At 45.7% G+C, this 22,569-nt stretch carries 23 protein-coding genes; all 23 read left to right on the top strand.

Features of this window, described 5'->3' with window-relative positions:
• Positions 1-11: 11 nt before the first annotated feature.
• Entirely contained in the window at positions 12-572 is a 561-nt protein-coding gene (locus tag C161_RS19960) for a hypothetical protein (RefSeq protein WP_036672281.1), read from the top strand.
• A complete protein-coding gene (locus C161_RS19955) occupies positions 569-964 on the top strand; it encodes a hypothetical protein (RefSeq protein WP_036672279.1) in 396 nt (131 codons plus the stop codon). Before C161_RS19960 ends, C161_RS19955 begins: the two co-directional genes overlap by 4 nt.
• Before the next feature lie 15 nt (positions 965-979).
• Positions 980-1,894 (top strand): hypothetical protein, encoded by a 915-nt coding sequence (locus C161_RS19950; RefSeq protein ID WP_036672277.1) that lies wholly within the window; start codon positions 980-982, stop codon positions 1,892-1,894.
• Between the two features lie 156 nt (positions 1,895-2,050).
• Positions 2,051-2,374, top strand: coding sequence for a hypothetical protein (locus C161_RS19945; protein WP_036672275.1), 324 nt, complete (start codon positions 2,051-2,053; stop codon positions 2,372-2,374).
• Positions 2,343-2,540 (top strand): hypothetical protein, encoded by a 198-nt coding sequence (locus C161_RS19940; RefSeq protein ID WP_036607761.1) that lies wholly within the window; start codon positions 2,343-2,345, stop codon positions 2,538-2,540. Before C161_RS19945 ends, C161_RS19940 begins: the two co-directional genes overlap by 32 nt.
• A 234-nt stretch (positions 2,541-2,774) precedes the next feature.
• Positions 2,775-3,191, top strand: a complete 417-nt coding sequence (locus C161_RS19935) for a Na-translocating system protein MpsC family protein (RefSeq protein WP_036607758.1) — start codon at positions 2,775-2,777, stop codon at positions 3,189-3,191.
• Between the two features lie 596 nt (positions 3,192-3,787).
• Positions 3,788-4,354 (top strand): sigma-70 family RNA polymerase sigma factor, encoded by a 567-nt coding sequence (locus tag C161_RS19925; RefSeq protein WP_051449828.1) that lies wholly within the window; start codon positions 3,788-3,790, stop codon positions 4,352-4,354.
• A 166-nt stretch (positions 4,355-4,520) separates the two neighbouring features.
• Complete coding sequence (locus tag C161_RS19920) at positions 4,521-4,877, top strand: hypothetical protein (protein ID WP_235193868.1); 357 nt, start codon at positions 4,521-4,523, stop codon at positions 4,875-4,877.
• A gap of 78 nt (positions 4,878-4,955) precedes the next feature.
• A complete protein-coding gene (locus C161_RS19915; protein ID WP_051449827.1) occupies positions 4,956-5,330 on the top strand; it encodes a hypothetical protein in 375 nt (124 codons plus the stop codon).
• Positions 5,327-5,542: a hypothetical protein gene (locus C161_RS19910; protein WP_036672265.1), complete on the top strand. Its 216-nt coding sequence runs from the start codon at positions 5,327-5,329 to the stop codon at positions 5,540-5,542. The genes C161_RS19915 and C161_RS19910 overlap by 4 nt, the downstream gene beginning before the upstream one ends.
• A gap of 63 nt (positions 5,543-5,605) precedes the next feature.
• On the top strand, positions 5,606-6,322 hold the full coding sequence (locus C161_RS31635; RefSeq protein WP_051449826.1) for a lytic transglycosylase domain-containing protein: 717 nt from the start codon (positions 5,606-5,608) through the stop codon (positions 6,320-6,322).
• Positions 6,323-6,388: 66 nt separating this feature from the next.
• Entirely contained in the window at positions 6,389-7,192 is an 804-nt protein-coding gene (locus C161_RS19900; protein ID WP_036672262.1) for a sigma-70 family RNA polymerase sigma factor, read from the top strand.
• A gap of 162 nt (positions 7,193-7,354) precedes the next feature.
• Positions 7,355-8,542 (top strand): D-alanyl-D-alanine carboxypeptidase family protein, encoded by a 1,188-nt coding sequence (locus tag C161_RS19895; protein WP_036672259.1) that lies wholly within the window; start codon positions 7,355-7,357, stop codon positions 8,540-8,542.
• A 31-nt stretch (positions 8,543-8,573) separates the two neighbouring features.
• A complete protein-coding gene (locus tag C161_RS19890) occupies positions 8,574-9,200 on the top strand; it encodes a nucleoside recognition domain-containing protein (protein ID WP_036672256.1) in 627 nt (208 codons plus the stop codon).
• Positions 9,201-9,206: 6 nt separating this feature from the next.
• Positions 9,207-9,740: a spore maturation protein gene (locus tag C161_RS19885; protein ID WP_017687658.1), complete on the top strand. Its 534-nt coding sequence runs from the start codon at positions 9,207-9,209 to the stop codon at positions 9,738-9,740.
• A gap of 63 nt (positions 9,741-9,803) precedes the next feature.
• Positions 9,804-10,622: a S1 family peptidase gene (locus tag C161_RS19880; protein ID WP_036672254.1), complete on the top strand. Its 819-nt coding sequence runs from the start codon at positions 9,804-9,806 to the stop codon at positions 10,620-10,622.
• Between the two features lie 196 nt (positions 10,623-10,818).
• On the top strand, positions 10,819-11,568 hold the full coding sequence (locus tag C161_RS19875; protein ID WP_036607741.1) for a pseudouridine synthase: 750 nt from the start codon (positions 10,819-10,821) through the stop codon (positions 11,566-11,568).
• Positions 11,569-11,702: 134 nt separating this feature from the next.
• Positions 11,703-12,230 carry a redoxin family protein gene (locus tag C161_RS19870; RefSeq protein WP_036607739.1) on the top strand — a complete coding sequence of 176 codons (528 nt, stop codon included), beginning with the start codon at positions 11,703-11,705 and terminating at the stop codon, positions 12,228-12,230.
• Between the two features lie 14 nt (positions 12,231-12,244).
• The gene (gene resB / locus C161_RS19865) at positions 12,245-13,918 is read left to right on the top strand and encodes a cytochrome c biogenesis protein ResB (protein WP_036672253.1); all 1,674 of its coding nucleotides are present in this window, start codon (positions 12,245-12,247) and stop codon (positions 13,916-13,918) included.
• Complete coding sequence (gene ccsA / locus C161_RS19860) at positions 13,915-15,177, top strand: cytochrome c biogenesis protein CcsA (RefSeq protein WP_036672251.1); 1,263 nt, start codon at positions 13,915-13,917, stop codon at positions 15,175-15,177. Before resB ends, ccsA begins: the two co-directional genes overlap by 4 nt.
• Before the next feature lie 139 nt (positions 15,178-15,316).
• A complete protein-coding gene (locus tag C161_RS19855) occupies positions 15,317-16,033 on the top strand; it encodes a response regulator transcription factor (protein ID WP_036607918.1) in 717 nt (238 codons plus the stop codon).
• A gap of 55 nt (positions 16,034-16,088) precedes the next feature.
• Positions 16,089-17,486, top strand: a complete 1,398-nt coding sequence (locus C161_RS19850; RefSeq protein ID WP_235193867.1) for an ATP-binding protein — start codon at positions 16,089-16,091, stop codon at positions 17,484-17,486.
• Between the two features lie 194 nt (positions 17,487-17,680).
• Complete coding sequence (locus tag C161_RS33360) at positions 17,681-22,318, top strand: BclA C-terminal domain-containing protein (protein ID WP_051449825.1); 4,638 nt, start codon at positions 17,681-17,683, stop codon at positions 22,316-22,318.
• The last annotated feature ends 251 nt before the right edge of the window (positions 22,319-22,569 follow it).

Below are 22,569 nucleotides of genomic sequence, written 5' to 3'. Positions count from 1 at the left end.
TGGTGATGGACATGACTATACTTCAAGGGAAAGTTGTAGGGACCGCCGAGAGCGGTTCTCTCTATACCCAGAGTAAGGCGGCAGTTCTCCATGGCATTGGATACGATCTTGATGCTGTTCCGTTAACCATTGAAGGTAAGGAAATAGTCTATTTATTAGGAACGTTATCCACTACGGCTGAATTAATTGACATCTACCGTTGGGGTACATGGAGGATGCTGGACAACCATAATGATCAATTGATTGGATACGTTACGGATAAATATATTTATGGGCCACGAACCAGAGTGGGAGTTCCTGATGAAAAAAATATGATACTCAAGCATAAATTTTTGACCCAGTCCAGTGGAGTAGGTTTAATTCGTGATACCATAAGAGGCCTCAAAGTGAAACAAAATTATGCGGGGCTCGATTGGTGTATTAAGGTCAAGATTCCTGTCCAGCAGGCTGGGTTAGTGGGGAAAACGTGGGGGGATTGGTCCTACAGCGGAAGTGGCAACACATCTGATAGTCATCTTCGTCCACGACGGTATCCGGATACACATATTCCTAGAAGGAGGGAAGGCTCTTGAACAGGACATGGAAACTGATGGAGGAGATGAGAAAAGTGCTATTGCCGGTATCGTTTGCCCAAAGAGTAGAGTATGTTGGCGGTGGGGCGAAGGCAATGATTGATATTCCCATGGAACATCCTCGATTCATGATCAAAACGATTAGGGTCATTCCGTCCAGAGAGACGAATGTGGAAGTTCATGTTTTGAACAGTGCGGGTCCACATCCAGAGGTTCTCTATTTCAACAATGCCCAATACTCGACGGGAAATTTTATGGAAGGGATTTACGATATGATCGATTTGCCATATGAGGACGTAGATGGGACTTCAACACTTCACTTGTCGTTAAAAAATCTGGGTACAGATGTGGCCAACTTCGATATTGAGGTCGTTGGTTTGACTACAAGGTGAGAGGAGGACCACCACATGGATATTGTTTCATACAGCAAAGCTGCCAAAGTAGAACGTGAAGTTAAACAAGCCAGGGATTCTTATGCCTCACTTGATAGCAGATTGGACGCAGTGTCAGTAGGGAACGTGGTCTCGGTCAGACTCAAAACAGAACTTCCAACCGTAGGTGAAGCAGGAAGATTGTATTTGGTACGCCAAGACTCAAGCAATCAAAATGAATCAACGACCTATACATACATCGGTGGGAAATATGTAAAGGTGGGTGGTGATCGAGTTTCGAACCATCCTGAGAATGGAGTGATTAATCTTAATGGTGCCAAAACGGTGATCTATAGCCATCCTGATACACACAGTGCTGATATGTTAACAGATGGAAGTCATAACGTTATCATGACTCTGAACGAACGTGAAAAGTTGTCCAACATCGAGCTTGAGGCCAATCATTACACACATCCTGACACACACAGTGCCGATATGATCAGCGATGGAGAAACCCATGTGAGCATGACTTGGGGTGAACGAAAACGCCTGAATGTCATTGATCCGTGGGAATCGATCAGCGATTTGGTAGATTATACGGATGTGGTTACATATTTTGCTTTTGACAATCAGGGAAGAGTTATTCGACAAGTCGTTACAGACAACTACACCGAGCAGCTTGTTAGAGAACCTGTACTTACCATGCCGGCTTCTCCAGAAGGTTATGCACAGGATGATTCCTTCTTGGTCATTTCGATTGGTGAGATATATCGATATGATGGTCTAGACTTCGTGCAGCTTCCTACTTTGGTTGATGTCATCTATCAGTATGATGATGAGGGAAGATTGGTGGCCAAGTCCATCACCAGGTTGGGAACAACACCTGTTCAAACTAACTTCCAATATATATATGACTCATACGGCAATCGTATAGCGGTTAAGAAATACTAATACGGAAGGATAGCATATGCTGTCCTTTTTTTCTTTTAACAACGAAATAGTTTGTGTATCCCATATCTGCATTGAAGATTAGCATTAACATTTAACTGGTCAAGACGTATAGAGAAAGTAGTATGAGAACGTAATTATTCCGGGAGGTAGTATACGATGAATATTGAACTTACTGCTCATTTCTATTTCAAGGGAAGTGGGAAGAAAAAAACGGTGAACTGGATAGAAGATAATCCTAGATTACAACAGAAAGAGAAAGATTCGGATAAGGTCGTACGCGAAATCCCGTTAACTGGGGATGAGGTTAAGCAAGAATATCGCCGACTATTCACCAAACACAAGAACGAGGGGAAATCGATCACGTTGGAAGATACAGACGATGTGGTTCATATCATTGATCTTACCGATGTGCGAAATATTGAATTGACCTCTAAGGAGGGGAATACAGATGCTGTACAGGCTGACCTTTGCACTGAATGATGAGGAAATTGTCACTACGGAGATGACATCGGATAAGGAGGATCTGGTTGGAGCTACGGAAGAAGCATTTGATTTGATCGAAAAAGACTATGGTGCCAATGTCGTTTTGAATCTGGTTGCGTTTAGCCTGCTCAAAATAGAGCTTACCAATGAAATGATAAATTAAGCGTAAAAGCTAACTAATGTTAGCTTTTCAGCACCAAGTGTTAGTTTATTTGAATAATTATAAAATATAGTTAATAAAGTGATATACCCCAAGCCTAGTTCTGGGGTCTATTCCTTTTTCATGAAAAGTTGATAGTGACTTGATTTAATGCATCCATTGAAACTTGTCTTGTACAAGCAGTTTTGATTAAACTAGGTTGAATTCATATGTTCAGGGGCAGTAGAAGGGGTCAGGATGATTGGCAAGGAGGGATGGGACATTGAGATAAAAGACTTGGAAAGAGAGCTCGCAAAGTTGGCATCCAGAATAAGAAAAGATTTTACTGAGCGCGGGCCGGTAGATACCAGAGTCTCTATCATGAATCATTTTATCATCTTAAAGTTTACAGCAAAATTCACCAAGCCTGAAGCATTCATGCTGGAACATATGCAATCACACTCAAGTCAAATTTTCGCCGAATACAAGATGAAGCTAGCACATATGATGAGAGAAGATTTCAACCCCGTTTTCTCCTATATCAACATGGGTCTGAAGATCGAAGACATCGAAACAACATTTTTTGGTCATGATTTTGCAGAGCAGATTACAGTCTTCAAGATGAACAAGGATGTTGAAGTGCTGCTGAAAAATGATGAGATTAACATGCCTTAAGATCTATTAACTAACGTTTGAATACTGGACAGGTTCTTAGGAACTAATTTTGTTGTTGACAATATCCTACATATTTCCTTATACTACCCTTATGGCGATCGAATAGATTAATAATCTTGACGAAGCCTATAACCTTGTTAAAGAACTTGAAGGCCATATCTTCGGTAATTGGGACGAAATAGATGTCAGACCAAGACCGACACATTCCACCATTTTGGTATTTTCCAGTGGTGCGCTCTGTGTTGGTCTTTTTGTTTGTAAAAAATGCTGCTTTACCTTTCACCGTATACTTCGTATATAGTCAGTAAAAGGCAGATAAGCGAACGAAATAAATAAATGTTGCGAACACTAGTTCGTATTTGTTATTCTGAATGTAATAGGATGGGAATGGGGAGGCGGATCAAAGGGAGATTTCTTGATCGTTTGTATGTAATTAGGCTTATTAGCTTCAATTGTGTGTAACAAGACTACATATGGTATATGAGATTTCGGGAGCAAAAGCGGGAATGCAGAGTAAGATCATGCTGGATAGCGAATAGATTGTGAAAAAAGAATACGATTACTGATAATTAAATAGTTAATGGGGGAAATGAATAATGTCTGCTACAACTGCTATGGGTTTTGATGATTTATTTGAGATTGGGGATATAGACATGTTCCTGAACAAAGCTCAGGAGAAGTGTCGTCACAAGCTTAGAGGTAAAACGTTTGCCGGGATGGAGAAAGAAGATGTGACCCAGGAGATTATGATCAAATTAGTTAATTCCCTGGACAAGTATGATGCAGAAAAGGCCAAAATGTCGACGTTTGTTGATCATCTTATCGAAAATAAAATTAAGGACATGTACCGCAAGTGCATGTCTGAGAAAAATCTGAGTGTGGTTAACGCTGTACAGATCATGTGTACAGATCAGGGGGGTGGCGATGAATCGGAAGGCTCAGATATCGCACTAGCGCTTGGTCATGCTGGGTTTGCTTATGAGAATTTTGAGTTTGTAACAGACATTATGGAAAATATGAGGCTGAACGAACGTGAGAAACAAATCTTTAAGCTTCGGACTTCGGGGTATGAATTTGTAGAGATTGCAGGAATGCTAGGTGTGTCCAAGGCACGTATATCCCAGTTATGGAAAGCGATTCGTGAGAAATACGAAGTATTGTAGTCATAAGTGGCAATTAATAGCCTAAGTTTGATGAAGATAGATTCAGTAACCTACATAGAACAGAGAGAGCACCCTTAACTGGGTGCTTTTTTATGTCGTATAGAGAGATTAGTACAGAAAGAAAGGCGGAACAAGGATGCTTAGTGTGGTGGTTTTAGGATTTTCTGTGGAACGTCTAGAGGGGTATTCGGATATCGCTTGGGCAAGTCATGATTCTTCGACAGCTTCTGATTTAAGCAACAGGGAGTATGCCTTGATCATTGAGAAAGTAGTGGTACAGGCTGATGCTGTCTTGGTTAATCTGGAAATGGATCATTTGACCTCTACTGATATTGTGATCATGCATCATGCGTATATACATAAAAAACCGATCTTGGCTGTAGGGTTCAGGCCATTGGAGCCTGTCATCGAAGATTTTGTCTCCAAACGAGTGGCTGATCTGGACGTGGCTGTACACCATATGCGGACGAACTATATGGTCCTAAGCAGCGGAACCAATCCTTCATCTGCTGCTCCAATTTAACTGCCGCTCCGATAACACGTATAGAGAATGTAAGGGCAAGCATATTCGCGAGACTTTAACTAATGGAGGAATAATTCAATGACACATATGATCAAAGCAAAAGATGATAAATTAACGGAAGAAATCGTAGCCAGTATGATTGGAAAGTATATCCACGCGCCGACCAATATGCATGAAATCCAGACGCCAACTGGCGCAACAACAAAAGCGAACGTATGGTTTGCTGGTCGTGTAGCTGGTTACGAAAAAGCTGTTATTGGATTCAACTACGAAGAGGGTACCTTCCATGAAGAACTACAAACATTTTATAACGTTCATTTAACGGATGGTATGGGGTACATTCTGACAAGTGCTTACGAATTGGAGATTCATGAACTGACCGAAGAGGAGTTTAATCAACTCATTGAAGAGAAAAAGGAAGAGGAACAAGACTCATCGGGTGAAGAGCAATGAAGGTGTTAAACTACGCCTCGGATTTAGCTGTAAAAACGTTTGTGTCCGCTAGCGCTAAAGGTGTGGAAGAATTAATCAACGCATGGATGTTATCCAAACCACACACGTTCGTTACCGGACTGGAGTTTATCTCCACTGTTGATCCATCCAGTAACACGTTGGAATTTGCAGCAATCATTGTATATCAGCCAAGTGAACAAGACCAATTCTAACTTATGTATGAGATTATTCCTTCTATAATATAGAGGCTTTCAGTAAGGAGGTGGGCGAATCTGTTGCTCACTTTAGCAAGAGTAATAGGTATTGTTGTTGCGGTGGTATTAGCTTCACAATACGGGAGTCTAGCGGCATTAGAAAATTACAAACGCGTCGACGAAAAAGTAGTTATCTCCAAGAGATTAAAACAAGCAACGGAAGCAGAGCAGGTACAGCCAGTAAAACCAATGAAGCAAGAAAAACAAGAGAAGCAAGAAAAGCAGGGAAAACAACAGAAACAGCAGAAACAAGTTAAATCGGTTGCTCCTGCGCACATACAAATGACGGATATGCTTGAGCAGTATATAGAACTCCACCATGAGAAAACAGTGAGCCGGGCAAAGCTGCTGAAGTATGCGAGGTGGGTAGTTCAATATTCGAAGGATACGGATATCGATTCCGTCTGGATTCTGGCTATGATGTGGCAAGAGAGCCGGATGTTAGAGGTAAGTGTATCATCCCATGGAGCGATTGGTTTACTTCAGATTCTTCCTAGCACAGCGAAATCGTTTGGAGTGAGCAAACAGGAGCTACATCAGCCTGAAACGAATATCAGGACAAGCATTATATACTTGGAATATCTTATGGATAAGTACGATGGAAATCTTCGTACAGCAACCATTGCGTACAATCAGGGGGAGGGCAATGTAGATAAGAGAAAGGCTCGCCCCTGGTACTACAATCAAGTGAAGGAACATCATAACAAGATGCTTGGAATAATCAAAAAAGGTCAATAAACATCATTTAACAATAGAATTTGAATACTATAAGATCGTTTATCAATTTTACATAGGGAGATCCAAATGGGAAAATTTCCAGAACATATTAGCACGAATTTGCAGGTAAATAAGAAGCACTACACAATGGATGAAGTAGAAAATATTGAACGTTGTAAGCTCGATGAGCATTTCCTCGGGGATTGTATTTTGGTCAATGAGAACTTGATTTGGCATTCTGTTCATAAGTATATTGGAAAACCTGAAATGATTATTAAGAATCATTGTGTGGAGAAGGATGATATTCTTCAACTGGGTCGTCTGGGATTCATCAAAGCGGTTAAAGCATTTGATACGGGGCGTGGCGTAAAATTCAGTTCGTTTAGTGTTACTGCGATTGTCAGAGAAATCAGATGTTTTCTGAGAGATAGTGCAAGCATTATTCGTCCAACTCGCACAGCTACGGAATTAATTAACCGAATCAATCGACTTGAGCACGATATGGGCTACCTCCCACCAGCACATGAAATCGCATTGTTGCTTGATGAGGAAGAAGAGAAGATCAATAAAGCACTTCAAGTGGGTAAAGGTGTGAAATACCTGGATGAGCCTGTAGGTGCTGATGATCAACAAACTCAATCCGTGACGTTGATGGATACCATCTATAGCGGGGAGAATATTGAAGAAGATATTCTGGACAAGTTATACGTTGATGCGGTTATTGATTCGGTCAAGCGCAAGCTTAGTGAGAAAGAAGTGACTGTACTGAAGCATCGTGTTGAAGGGTTTAATCAAACCCAGACCGCAGATATGGAAGACATTAGCCAAATGAGAGTCTCTAGAATTATGCGAAAAGTAGCTAAAATGCTGGATAAAAAGGATCAGGCTTGATTGTCGTCTAAGCCCTTCATATCTTATATAATGTCTCATACATAACGTCCCTCCCGCATCCAAGCGTGAGGGATTTTTGCTGTTTTTGCCCTATGGGACATACTCCAAGTTGTCCGAACATAAGATAGTACAAGATTCCAAGTGACCCGGAGGAATGAATTGATGCGAAAAATAACGAAAGTCATTGCATGCATGCTTATCCCTGTCTTCTTGCTGTCTTCATTAGGGGCAACTCAAGCCCAGGCAACGATTCAAGGTCCGTCTACACATGCGCAAAGCGCTGCTCTCATTGATGTCACATCAGGCAGGATCTTATACAGCAAGGATGGGGATAAAGAACTGCGAATTGCCAGCTTGACCAAAATCATGACAGCGATCGTAGCGATCGAACACAGCAGGCTGGATGATAAAGTGAAAGTGTCTCCCACGGCTTTTGCCAAAGAAGGATCTTCTCTCTATCTCAAGTTAGGTGAAGAGATGACGCTTGAAAACATGTTATACGGGCTCATGCTCCGTTCAGGCAATGACGCAGCCTCTGCGATCGCAGAACATGTCGGTGGATCGGAAGAAGGCTTTGTCCTGTTAATGAACAAAAAGGCGGAGCAAATCGGTCTGACGCATTCTCATTTTATGAACCCTCATGGACTGGATGCAGAAGGTCACTATTCAACAGCTAACGACTTGGCACGATTAACGGCATATGCATTGCACAATCCGGTGTTCAAACGCATCGTAGCCACGGAGGACAAATCCGCACCGAACCCCAATGAAAGCTGGGAATACTCTTGGCACAATAAAAATAAAATGTTGCGGATGTATGAAGGTGCGGATGGAGTGAAAACCGGCTACACAAAAAAAGCTTTCAGATGTTTGGTCAGTTCCGCTACACGTAACGGACAGCAGCTCGCCGCAGTAACGCTGAACGACGGAAACGATTGGAACGATCATGCTCGGATGCTAGATTTCGGTTTTGAATACTTCCCGTTGGTAGAGGTCGCGAAGCAAGAACAGCCTGTGCAAAATACAGATGTCGTTACGGGTCGGGGATTCTGGTACCCACTGGCTAAAAGTGAACAAGGCTCATTGACTAAGAAATTGATCCTACACGAAAATCGAGGACAGTCGGAAACGGAAGGCAAGGAACAATCGACAGATCCTTCGTTCGGATTGGCAGGTCGCATTGATATGCAGCTTGACGGCAAACTTGTGGGCTCAATTCCCGTGTATCGCAAAGGCAGTTATATTCCTCCTGAACCCAAGACAGAAGATGCAACGCTGGGTGGAATCGGTGATGTCTCTTCCTGGGCAGCTGCATGGCGTGCCGTGTTAAGCCACCTGTTATCTCCTTAGCTAAATCGCCATTGGAGGGAGGATATAATCCATGATTAATCTAATTTGGCTGCTCATGATTTTAATCGGATTTGCTTTTGCAGCCGTCAACGGTAATATCGAAGTGGTCACGCAAGCTGCTTTTGATGGGGCGGCAACGGGAGTCACGGTCTGTTTTGGACTGATTAGTGTGCTTGTGTTCTGGATGGGCATGATGAAAATGGCTGAAGATGCGGGTCTCCTGGCCCGGATTGCCAAGCTGCTCGGCCCGGTTGTGGGCTTCCTGTTCCCAGATGTGCCCAAAAATCATCCGGCGATGGGTTATATTCTCTCCAATATGAGTGCCAATCTGCTGGGGCTAGGAAATGCAGCTACTCCCATGGGAATCAAAGCGATGCAACAGCTGCAGGAGCTTAATCCGGACAAACAAACTGCTTCTCCTGCGATGTGCACCTTACTGGCTCTGAATACGGCCAGTATTACCATTATTCCGACAACGCTGATCGCCATCCGCTTAAACTATCATTCTGCCAATGCTACAGAGATTGTGGGAACAACATTGATGGCTACCATTATCGCTACACTTGCTGCTATAATCGCCGATCGCTGGTATCGGAACAGGGCTTTACACAAACCGCCGCGCATACAGAAAAGTGGCAATCCCGGTATGAAAGGATGAGCACCTTTGTTAACCTTCATCAACTGGATCTCCGTCTGGGCCATCCCGGTTATTATCGCGTTTGTTCCATTATATGCGTTTACCAAAAAGGTCCCGGTTTACGAATCCTTTGTTGATGGGGCCAAGGATGGTTTCTCTACTGCAATCAGTATTATTCCGCATCTCGTGGGCATGATGGTCGCAATCAGCGTATTTCGTGCCTCGGGTGCACTGGATTTTGTGATTAGCCTGTTCGCTCCGCTGGTGTCCTGGATGGGTGTTCCAGGCGAAGTGTTGCCACTCGGAATACTGCGTCCTTTAACGGGGACAGGCTCTCTGGCGTTTACAACCGATCTGATCAAAACCCATGGCCCTGATTCCATGATTGGACGTATGGCATCTACGATTCAGGGGAGTACAGACACCACGTTATATGTGCTGACTGTTTATTTTGGGGCTGTAGGTATACGAAACGGTCGATATGCACTCAAAGTAGGGTTGTTTTCCGATGTCGTTGGTTTTATTGCTGCGCTCGCCATTTGTTTGCTCGTTTTTGGTTAAAAGATATCTCCTTTCCTTCCGATATATTAGATATGCTAGAATAATAGCGGAGGAGAGTGAGACATGCAGAAGAGTTGGAAACGAATGCTCCGTGTCGGAATGTCAGGCGTGCTTGCTATTGCAATGCTCGCAGGGTCAACGGGGCTGGCGGCAGCTCAAGCCGTTCAGACGATACATTTTACAGGTTACTTCGATAAACAGCTGCGTGCACAAATGGCAGTCACAGCGGATTCTTTTCCAGTCGTGAATGTACGTTTGGTCAAGCAGGATGAACCCGATATGGTATATTATGATGTTGGTACCTCAATATTGATCTCAAAGGATGAAGTGCTCACGAATTATCATGTCGTTCAGAGTTTTGCTGAACTGTCTGATGGTGATGAAGGTACACTGACTGTTGCGAGTCCTGGTTCCTTGGGTAAGCCTGTAAAGGCAAAGATTATTAAGACAGATCCGGTGACAGACATGGCACTACTGAAGCTGGACAAGGAGATAGACGCCCAACCGGTCACATTTACAAACGCAAGGGATAACCAAGTCGTCTATACCATTGGATTCCCCAAAAATCCTGCTGGTGATCTTGTCATCCTGGATGAAGATTTTCCTTCAACCTTCAATACGATAGCCAAAAGCAGAGTGTTTAGTTCCCAAGCTTCGGACGTTCCAGGTAAAAAGGGAATCGGCAGTATTGTGAAATCCATGGCTCAAGGTAATTCAGGTGGCCCTGTTCTGGATCAGAACAACCGGGTCATTGGTATGATGACATTTGTGTACGGTGGACGTACCTATTATATTACTTCCAAGACATTGCAGACTTTCATTAAAGAGAGTACCACACCTGCCAAAAAACAGGTTGCAGTTGCCGGCAAAGTTTCCAATTAAATGATTTGAGAAAAAGGCTTATCTTTACGCCATCTGTGTTCAACAGGTCGTGTAAAGGTAGGCTTTTTTTGCGTCAATCTCAAAGGGGAAGGTAGCCTAAAATGCATATTCGTGTCGCCAGTTTACAAAATCCTTGGATTATCCTTGTGATTTCCCTGTTTGATGGGTATCATTAGTGTGAGGTGACATGACAAACATGGAAAGATTACAAAAAATTATCGCACAGGCAGGCATTGCATCCCGCCGCAAGAGCGAGGAACTGATCCTGTCCGGCAAAGTAGAAGTTAACGGGGAGGTCGTAACCGAACTGGGTACAAAAGCGAACCCCGAAGAGGATATGATTACGGTTAATGGAAAACCAATCCGCAGTGAGAAAAAAGTGTACTTGATGTTGAACAAGCCAAAAGGCGTAATCACAAGTGCATCTGACCCGGAAGGTCGGAAAATTGTATCCGACTACCTGAAAGGTGTCAAGGAACGCGTATATCCTGTGGGTCGTCTGGATTATGACACAGAGGGCTTATTGATCCTTACCAATGATGGTGAGTTTGCACATTTGCTGACGCATCCGAAGCATCACGTACCCAAAACGTATCATGCAACGGTTAAGGGTGTGCCGCATGGTACAGCTCTGGAGAAATTAAAGACAGGCATTATGCTGGATGACGGCATGACTGCTCCTGCAGAGGTAGAGTACAAAGATGTGGATACAGCGGCCAATGAGTCGGTCATTTCCATTACGATCTATGAAGGACGTAACCGTCAGGTTAGACGTATGTTCGAGGCAATCAACCATCCGGTAACCCGTCTGAAACGGATTTCGTTTGGTGGTATTTTGCTACAAAACCTGAAACGTGGTCTGACACGTCATCTGACCAAAGAGGAAGTCAACAACCTGATTACCCTCGCACAATCAGAACCAGCCAAAAAAATGAAAAAAAGGTAATGTGAGGACACATAATTTTCATAAAACCGCCGCAGTTTTGTGACGAAATTCGCTATAATTGTTCATAGGATGTTCACAGTTGTCTTAGACCAATAAGATGCGAATGCTACAGTCACTTAAAAGGGGAGCAGCACATGGGGAAATCAAGAAGAACGGTGCAAATCGTCATTTTGTTATTGATCCTGGTGTTGGGCGGATATGCGATTACCACATCGGTATCCGGCTCGAATGGCAAGCCAAAGGAAGGGGACAAGTCTCCTTCTTTTGAACTGCTGGGCCTGGATGGTCAAGTTCATACGTCTGATGAGTACAAAGGAAAAGCGATGGTGATCAATTTCTGGGGCACATGGTGTGAACCTTGTGTTAAAGAAATGCCTGCACTTCAGGCGCAAGCTGACAAATGGAAGGACCAGGGAGTACAATTTGTCGGAATTAATGTTGGAGAAGACCAGATGACCGTTGATAATTTTGTACGGCAGGTTGGGGTTACATTTCCAATCATGCTTGACCGGGACAAAAACTCGGTTCGTGATTTTGGGATATCTCCGATGCCAACGACATTTTTTGTATCCGACACGGGTAAAATCTCTACCATTCATATCGGGCAACTTGATTTGGACACACTTGACGCTCAAATTTCGCAACTGGCGAAGCAGCCCTGACAGGAGGTCTATTCGTGTTCCAAAATACCAAATGTGAGTGCGGACACCAGAATCTGGTAGGCACAGTGCTATGTGAAGCATGTGGGAAACCGCTGCTGGAGTCTGAAGCTAAATCGGATGAAGTGCTGGAAATGCGTTATGATGGCATGGCGCGCCGTTCACAGCGCAGTAATCCTAATATCATTGACCGCATATGGAACTTTTTTTCTTCCGTTAAAATTGCCGTCTATATGATTGTTTTTACGCTTGTAGGTTCTATGCTTGGTACAATCTATCCGCAAGAAAGTACATTCTTGAATATTGATCCTTCCGTGTATTACAAAGAAACATACGGTCAATTGGGTCATATCTATTATCTGTTGGGTTTATCCCATACATACGAATCCTGGTGGTTTATTCTACTGCTGGTGCTGATTGGGGCATCATTGGTGATATGCAGTCTGGATCGCGTCCTACCGCTCTACAAAGCACTGAATAAACAGAGAATACGTAAGCATACGCAATTTTTGACAAGACAGCGTCTGGTGTACCAAGGTACCATCGAAGAGGTACCAGAAGACTGGATTAAGAAAGCGGTTACGCCGTTGAAAAAGAAAGGATACCGCGTGCACACCCAGGGGGATGCATTACTGGCAGAGAAACAGCGATTCAGTCGCTGGGGCCCATATGTCATCCATATTGGACTCATTATATTTTTGCTGGCGGTACTTGCACGAGGACTTCCTGGTCTGAATCTGGACGAGCACGTTGCTTTTCCTGAAGGGGAGATCAAAAAGATCCCGAATACATCGATGTATCTGCAAAATGAACAGTTTAATGTTGAATTCTACAGTGAGGACGAAGTACCCGAGCAATTCCGTAACCTGAATAAGACCGTTCCAAAACTGTTTGAAACAAAAGTTGTTTTGTATGAATGTACAGCAGATTGTTCGGATCTCTCGAAGAAACCTCAGTTAGCTGAGGTAGCCAGACATGATGTACGCGTGAATCATCCATTGAATTATAACGGTCTGAAAGCATATCAGTTTGATTATGATCTAACACCCACCATTCGGTCCGTAACGCCTGATCTGGTCAATACAAAGACGGGTGAAGTATATGGGCCAATTAAGATCGATATGGTAGATACCCAAAGAACATTTGAAGCTGGTCCTTATAAGCTCACGGTAAAAGAAAAGTTTATGGACTTTGGATTGGATGAGAATGGTCAGCCCAAATCAAAATCGCCTTCACCTAATGCACCTGCTTTTCTCTTTCTCATCAAGGGACCGGATCTGCCCGAAGAGGGGATACAATATCTGTACTTTGCGAAGCAGATTGATAAACAACGGTTTCAACAAGATGCGATTAACCAACAGTTGATTGGAGCTGAGATTCCTTTACAGCTGGAAGTAGACAGCATGGACAAGGTCGATATTATTCAGTCCGTAAGTTATCTCAATATAAGAGTGGATAAGGCAATGCCTTTTGTGTGGGTAGGAGCCGGTATTGTTATGTTGGGTCTGGTCATGGGTTTTTATTGGCATCATCGCCGCATCTGGATTCGTTTTGATGATAAACAGCTCACCTTGGGTGGACATACCAACAAAAACTGGTTTGGCTTCAGGCGTGAAGTTGCGGCCGTCTTGAAACAGATGAATTTGGAAGTGGAAGAGAAGTCGTTGGATAACGGGGGGAATCAGGCATGAGATTATTGGATTTCAGCAGCGACGCATTTATCGTATCTTTCTTTCTCTATTGTGCTGCATTCTTGTTATATGCTGTCGCGGTCATGGGCAAAAAATGGAGTAATCGTGATCCTCTGGACCATATGAATCGCTGGGGTAAAAGAGCTTTCATCGCTTCGACTGTCGCCTTGGCGGCGCATTTCGTATTTTTTGTAACCCGATGGGCTGGGGCAGGACATATCCCGGTTAGTAACATGTATGAGTTCATGTCTTTTCTGTCCATGATGATTATGGTTGCATTTATTGTTGTATATGCCATATACCGCAAGTCATTACTGGGTTTGTTTGCGTTACCACTTACCATTATTATTATGGCGTATGCCGCTGTATTTCCTCAGGAGGTACAGCCATTAATCCCGGCGCTTCAGTCCATCTGGCTGAAAATTCACGTGACGTTGGCCGCGCTTGGTGAAGCATTCTTCGCCGTGGGTTTTGCCGCAGGGTTCATGTATTTGCTCCGTACTGTTGATTTCAGTGGTAAAGACAAGTCTTCAAGACGTCAACGAGGATGGGTTGAATTCACCCTAGTTACGATCGTTGTAGTCATCGGATTCATAGGAACGGTATTTGCCTTTCGTACAGCTGGTTACGAGGCGGTTTTTGTACAGAAAACGGTCAGCATTGACACAGAGGTACAGGAAAATAGTACAATAGAGAAAGTGATTTATCGCATGCCTCCGATTTTTGCACCATATAATAGCGAAGTGGAGAGCATGACACCGTTTCTTGGCATGAAAAAACCTTTACTTGAGACGCCTTCCTGGATGAACGGGGTAAATGCCGGGCGCAAGCTGAATACGGTGGTTTGGTCACTTATTGTAGGTCTGATCCTGTATGGAATTGTACGACTTCTTGTGCGCAGACCACTTGGACAAGCGTTACAGCCAATGATGGATGGAATCGATGCTGATGATCTGGATGAGATAAGTTATCGCGCGATTGCCATTGGTTTTCCGATATTTACGCTGGGAGCATTAATTTTTGCCATGATCTGGGCTCAGATTGCCTGGAGTCGCTTTTGGGGTTGGGACCCCAAAGAGGTGTGGGCATTGATTACATGGCTATATTATAGTGTGTATCTGCATTTGCGTTTATCCAGAGGTTGGCAAGGTCAGAAGTCTGCATGGCTTGCAGTTCTTGGCTTCCTGGTGGTTATGTTTACGCTGGTTGGAGTGAATCTGATCATTGCCGGATTACATTCTTATGCTGGAGCTGACTAGGACAGACTCGTATTGCAAAGGTTGAGTTTAGAAGCGGGAAACACAAATGTACCTTTTTATTGAAGGGTATTCAAATATTGTTCGCCAGATCGAACATAATAGAAGTGATGAGGAGTTATTGCAAAGGGGCTGGAGAGGCATGGCTGAACATGAGAATCGAATACTGGTCGTGGATGACGAAGAGAGAATCCGCAGGCTTTTGAAAATGTATCTTGAAAAAGAAGGTTATGAAATCGATGAAGCTGAGGATGGGGAAACTGCGCTGCGTAAAGCAACAGCAGGGGACTACGGTCTGATTTTGCTTGATGTGATGTTGCCGGGTATGGATGGAGTTGAAGTGTGTACCCGTCTTCGTCAGGTGAAATCAACGCCGGTTTTGATGCTCACTGCAAAAGGTGAAGAGATTAACCGGGTTCAAGGCTTCGAAGTTGGCGCTGATGATTATGTTGTAAAACCATTCAGCCCGCGTGAAGTGATTTATCGTGTCAAAGCGATTTTGCGTCGAGCTTCCGCGACAGCTTATCTCTCCAAGGAGAGCAATTCGAGTAACAACATCGTGTTCCCGCATCTGGTTATTGAGCATGATGCCCACCGGGTAACCGCTGGTGGCGAAGAGATTAGTCTTACACCAAAAGAATATGAATTGCTGCACTACCTGGCAACATCTCCCGACAAAGTTTTCTCCAGAGAAGAATTGCTCAAAGATGTATGGAATTACGAATTCTTTGGCGATCTTCGTACCGTGGATACGCACGTGAAGCGTCTTCGCGAGAAACTTAACAAGGTATCGCCTGAATCGGCGGCCATGATTACGACGGTGTGGGGTGTGGGTTATAAACTGGAAGTACCGAAGTAGTTTTAGTTTCTGGAGATCACTGGTCGGGAAGTTATGGATCACTATTATCTGCCTTGTGGGTTGTGTACTTATAGCGCTGGGTCTCTTTTTGCTGCCCTACATTGATACGAACTTTGCAGAATCCGAATCCAGAGATATTAAGCGGTTGTTCACCTATATCTGTATTATCGGATTCAGTTTAACCACGTTTTTTGCATTGTTTCTATTCACCAAAATAACGCAGCCTATGCAGCAATTAATTCAGGCAGCCAATGCGATTCGCAAAGGGAACTACGGAACACGTCTCTCCCTGGTAACGAGTGATGAGATTGGTGAACTTGCCAACACATTTAATCATATGGCTGCCCAACTGGAAGATAATATTCGAAACCTTAACCATGAGAAGGAACATTTGGCGAGTGTGCTTCGCAGCATGACTGATGCTGTTGTTACATTCGATGGTGAAGGCAAAGTTATTCTGACGAATCCGCCTGGAGAGAAGATCATGCAGGCATGGTATGATCTCGATTGGGCGAAAATGGACGAAGGACAAGAATCCGAGCAGTCTGACAAGACTTCGCGGGATGTACCTGAGCCCCTTCTTCCTTTGTTCAGAATGGTGATGGAGCAAGGCGGGGACCAGAACTCCAATGTTCACGTACAGCAAGGTGTCTGGTCTGTTCAGATGGCACCGTTGTACGCTGACAGTGTTGTCAGAGGGGCTGTGGCTGTTTTAAGAGATGTAACAGAAGAAGTGCGTCTGGAGAAAATGCGGCGTGATTTCGTGGCTAACGTATCTCATGAGATACGAACTCCGCTATCCATGATGCAAGGCTACAGTGAAGCCCTTTTGGACGGTATGGCAACCTCACCGGAAGAGAGCGAAGAACTGATCCAAGTCATTCATGATGAGTCTCTACGGATGGGCAGACTGGTTAAAGACTTGCTTGATCTTGCGCGGATGGAAGCTGGACACACGGACATGGTGATGAAGGAAGTTGACCTCGGAGAACTACTCGAACGTGTATATCGGAAGTTCTCGGTGCGTTCAAAAGAACAGGGAATTCAACTGCACTTTGAGTTCGAACAGCCAACAATTGAACTTCAACAGGCAGATGAGGATCGACTTGAGCAAGTATTTACGAATTTGCTGGATAATGCGTTCAGACATACACCTACTGGCAAAAATGTAATGATCTCAGCAGAGCGGGTCACTTATCTTCGTGCTCCATTTGTCAGAGTTTCTGTGAAGGATCAGGGTGTAGGTATCCCTTCATCTGACTTGCCATTTATTTTCGAACGATTCTACAAAGCTGACAAGGCTCGTGTTCGGGGAGAAAGTGCAGGTACGGGGCTTGGTTTAGCGATTGTGAAAAATATTGTTGATGCGCATCAAGGCATGATTACCGTCAATAGTGTGCTTGGCGAAGGAACAGAGTTTATTTTGCAATTTCCTTTGGATTCATCGAAATAGCCTGAATTTCATACAAAAAGTGCGGAAACACCCTCTTATGGAGGGTGTTTTTTTGTTGAAGACTACCGTTTAATCTTGTTCAACGTGGAACAAGAATGGTCTTTTTTTGACTAAAAAGAGTGTCCAAGATAATTTTCCTTCCTATGTGACATAAGCTTGAAAAGCAAGCAAGATAGAGGAGGATTGAGTTAAGCATGTCCGATGATCGAAAAAGGGTCAATATTAAAGCTTTCCTGGAAGGCAGATCTTTTAGAGCAGGCTCTCCGTTTATTCCAATAACCACAAGCGAACTAGAGCAGTTTGAATCCATACTGCGTTCTTTGGCTGTGGCTATTCCTGCTGCAATTAGTCAGCCGACTTCAGCCAATATACTGTCATTACAGAATGGATTACGCCAGTTACTTACTTTTGTAAATCAATCCGGATTTCGTGCCGGAGTAAAGGCTGAATTACAAGCCGTATTGGAATTAACTATTGCAGGTTCAGAGGTTGTCCCTGTTCCTCTTATTAATCTCGCAGGTAACTTGCAAAACTTACTGGATGACTTGTTAAGTGTGACGCTGCTTCTGGAAGTACCTCCTGCAGAAAAAGATAAACTTGTGGGATTAATTCGATCGATCTCCATATCGCTAAGCCGTGCGACGACAACTCTTGGAACTGGAGGGATTACCGGACCAGCCGGCCCACAGGGAGTGCCAGGAGTCCCGGGGGTACCAGGTGTCCCAGGAGTCCCTGGGGTGAAAGGGGCTACTGGCACACCGGGAGGACTTGGACCAGTAGGACCGGTTGGCCCAGTTGGTCCACAGGGAGCACAGGGAGCACAGGGTCCGGCAGGAGCACCAGGTGTGGGTTTGAACAATATTACTGCATTTGATCCTGCACTGGGACCAACTTATGCTCAAGGCCAAGTAGTAAGCTACGAGGGTAGTCTTTATGTTGCCAATGTAAATGGTCCTTTGGGTACACCCGGAAGTTCTCCAGACTACACTCTTTTGCTGTCGGGAGGAACGACTGGAGTAACGGGAGCAACCGGAGCTGGTTTGACAGGAGCCGTGGCATTTAATCCAGCGCTCGCCCCGGGTTATCCAGCAGGTCAAGTCATTACGTATAACGGTAGTACTTACATTACGAGTGTAGCTGGTCCTCTAGGAACACCAGGATCTTCATCGGATTACACATTAATCGCTGCTGCGGGGGCGACTGGTGCAACTGGAGCCACAGGTGCAGGATTAAGTGGCATCGTGCCATTCGATCCCGCATTAGCACCAACATATCCAGCTGGACAGATCGTCACGTTTGGTGGCAGTACTTATATTACAAATGTCGCTTCGCCAACGGGTACGCCAGGAAGTTCTCCAGATTATACGCTGTTAGCAGGATCAGGAGTTACAGGTGTGACCGGAGCTACGGGCATCGGTCTCAATGGTGCGGTTCCGTTTGACCCTGCAGTAGCTCCAACATACCCAGCCGGCCAGGTCGTTACCTTTAATGGCAGCACGTATATAACGACTGTGGCTTCTCCTATGGGTACGCCAGGTACTTCGCCAGACTATACATTGCTTTCAGGTGCAGGACCTACAGGAGCCACAGGTGCATCAGGTGTAACGGGAGCAACAGGCGTAGGTTTAAGTGGTATCGTGCCATTCGATCCAGCGGTAGCCCCGACGTATCCAGCCGGTCAAGTCGTAACGTTTAACGGCAGTACGTATATTGCAAATGTGGCATCACCGACCGGAACGCCGGGGACTTCACCGGATTACACATTGCTTGCGGGCGCAGGAGCAACGGGAGTGACAGGAGCAACCGGCATTGGTGGAACGGGAAGTACCGGAGCTACAGGAGCATCGGGCGTAACAGGAGCGACTGGTGTGACCGGTGCAACTGGCGTTGGAGTAACTGGAAGTACCGGAGTCACAGGGGCATCAGGAGTAACGGGAGCGACTGGTGTGACGGGTGCAACTGGAGTTGGAGTAACAGGAAGTACCGGAGTCACAGGGGCATCAGGAGTAACGGGAGCGACAGGCGTAGGTTTAAGTGGTATCGTACCATTTGATCCAGCCGTAGCCCCGACGTATCCAGCCGGCCAGGTTGTAACGTTTAACGGTAGTACGTATATTGCGAATGTGGCATCACCAACGGGAACGCCGGGGACTTCACCAGATTACACGTTGCTTGCGGGCGCAGGAGCAACGGGTGTGACAGGAGCAACTGGAGTTGGAGTAACAGGAAGTACCGGAGTAACAGGAGCATCGGGCGTAACAGGAGCGACTGGTGTGACGGGTGCAACTGGAGTTGGAGTAACGGGAAGTACCGGAGTGACAGGGGCATCAGGGGTCACGGGAGCGACAGGTGTAGGTTTAAGTGGCATTGTACCATTCAATCCAGCCGTAGCCCCGACGTATCCTACAGGTCAAGTCGTAACGTTTAACGGTAGTACGTATATTGCAAATGTGGCATCGCCAACCGGAACGCCGGGGACTTCACCGGATTACACATTGCTTGCGGGCGCAGGAGCGACAGGTGTGACCGGTGCAACTGGTGTTGGAGTAACAGGAAGTACCGGAGCATCCGGCGTAACAGGAGCGACAGGCGTAGGTTTAAGTGGTATCGTGCCATTCGATCCAGCTGTAGCCCCGACATATCCAGCGGGTCAAGTTGTAACGTTCAATGGGAGTACGTATATTGCAAATGTGGCATCGCCAACCGGAACGCCGGGGACTTCACCGGATTACACATTGCTTGCGGGCGCAGGAGCAACGGGTGTGACGGGTGCAACTGGTGCAACTGGTGTTGGAGTAACAGGAAGTACCGGAGCATCCGGCGAAACAGGAGCGACAGGTGTAGGTTTAAGTGGTATTGTGCCATTCGATCCAGCTGTAGCCCCGACATATCCAGCGGGTCAGGTTGTAACGTTCAATGGGAGTACGTATATTGCAAATGTAGCATCACCAACGGGAACGCCGGGGACTTCACCAGATTACACGTTGATCGCTGGAGCAGGAGCGACAGGTGTGACGGGTGCAACTGGAGTTGGAGTAACGGGAAGTACTGGTGAAACAGGAACGACTGGTCTTACAGGGTTAACCGGGGCGACGGGTATTACAGGAGCGACGGGACTAAGCGTAACGGGATCAACAGGAGTAACTGGAGGAACCGGGGCAACTGGTGAAACAGGAGCGACTGGTGTTACAGGGTTAACCGGGACGACTGGAATTACAGGAGCCACGGGACTAAGCGTAACGGGATCAACAGGAGTAACTGGAGGAACCGGGACAACTGGTGAAACAGGAGCGACTGGTGTTACAGGGTTAACCGGGACGACTGGAATTACAGGAGCGACGGGACTAAGCGTAACGGGATCAACAGGAGTAACCGGAGGAACCGGGACAACTGGTGAAACAGGAGCGACTGGTGTTACAGGGTTGACTGGGGCGACTGGAATTACAGGAGTCACGGGACTAAGCGTAACGGGATCAACAGGAGTAACAGGAGTAACAGGAGTAACAGGAGTAACCGGAGGAACCGGGGCAACTGGTGAAACAGGAGCGACTGGTGTTGCAGGGTTGACTGGGGCGACGGGGATAACAGGAGCCACAGGAGTAAGTGTAACAGGTAGTACTGGTGCTACAGGGGAAACAGGAGCAACAGGCGTAACGGGATTGACTGGCGCAACGGGAGTAAGCGTAACAGGTGTGACAGGAGCAACGGGAGTCGGCATAACGGGAATTACCGGAGCAACAGGTATAACAGGAGCAACGGGAGCAGGTGTAACGGGAAGTACTGGAGTTACTGGTGCGACTGGTGAAACCGGAGCAACAGGTATAACGGGCGCCACGGGAGTAGGCGTAACGGGAAGTACCGGAGCAACTGGTGTTACGGGGGAAACCGGAGCAACGGGAATCAGCGTAACGGGGAGCACCGGAGCCACAGGCATAACAGGAGTAACGGGAGTCGGCGTAACGGGAAGTACCGGAGCGACAGGTATAACCGGAGTCACGGGAGTCGGCATAACAGGAAGTACTGGAGTAACTGGTGTCACTGGGGGAACAGGAGCGACAGGTATAACCGGAGTCACGGGAGTGGGCGTAACGGGAAGTACCGGGGGAACTGGTGCGACTGGCATAACAGGAAGTACTGGAGTTACTGGTGCGACTGGAGGAACAGGAGCCACAGGTATAACAGGAGCAACGGGAGTCGGCGTAACGGGAAGTACTGGAGTTACTGGTGTCACTGGAGTTACTGGTGCGACGGGGGAAACCGGAGTCACAGGTATAACGGGAGCAACAGGAGTCGGCATAACGGGAAGTACCGGAGCAACAGGCGCCACTGGGGGAACAGGAGCCACAGGTATAACGGGAGCAACGGGAGTCGGCGTAACCGGAAGTACCGGAAGTACAGGAGTTACTGGAGCAACAGGTGCAACCGGAACATCTGTAACATCTAACTCGGCTTTTGCTGAGAACACTAATGGTACGATTGTTGTAATATTGGGTGGTACGCTCGTTCCATTACCGAATAACCAAAATATTGGCACAGGTATAACCGTCAATGGGACAAATGACACCTTCACACTGACCAATGCAGGTCGTTACTATATCTCATACAAAATAAATCTGACAGCTGCACTTGCTATCCAATCTAGGGTTTTACTTAACGGTGCAGCAATTCCAGCGAGTGTAGTATCTCCAGTACTTTCTCTCAGTCAGCTGCAGTCTGACTTTATGGTTACCGTTACCGCTGGTTCTACAATACAGTTACAATTATTCGGGCTTGTTGGCGCAGCCGTTCTGTCTCCTCCGGGGTCTACACTAAACATTATTCAGTTAAGTTAATAGTTCGATTACGTATTAAGACTACTTCCATTGACCAAAAGAAGCGGAGTTCATATGGGGGTGATGGGCACCCCTTTTCCAATTCCAAAAATATTTTGTTTGCAAGCTTCATCACCGATATTTCAGCGGGTACAGTCATACAATTCCTTACGACAAAAAAGACGGGAACCACTAGGGCAATGTCATTAAGTTTAGCTCAAAGACAAAACTGAGAATAAAATGAAATCTGAAACGGCATGGGAAAAAGTCCC

Source organism: Paenibacillus sp. FSL R5-192, assembly GCF_000517845.1.
Classification (GTDB): domain Bacteria; phylum Bacillota; class Bacilli; order Paenibacillales; family Paenibacillaceae; genus Paenibacillus; species Paenibacillus amylolyticus.
Note: the sequence above shows the minus strand (reverse complement) of the source record. Positions and strands in the feature narration are given on the sequence as shown.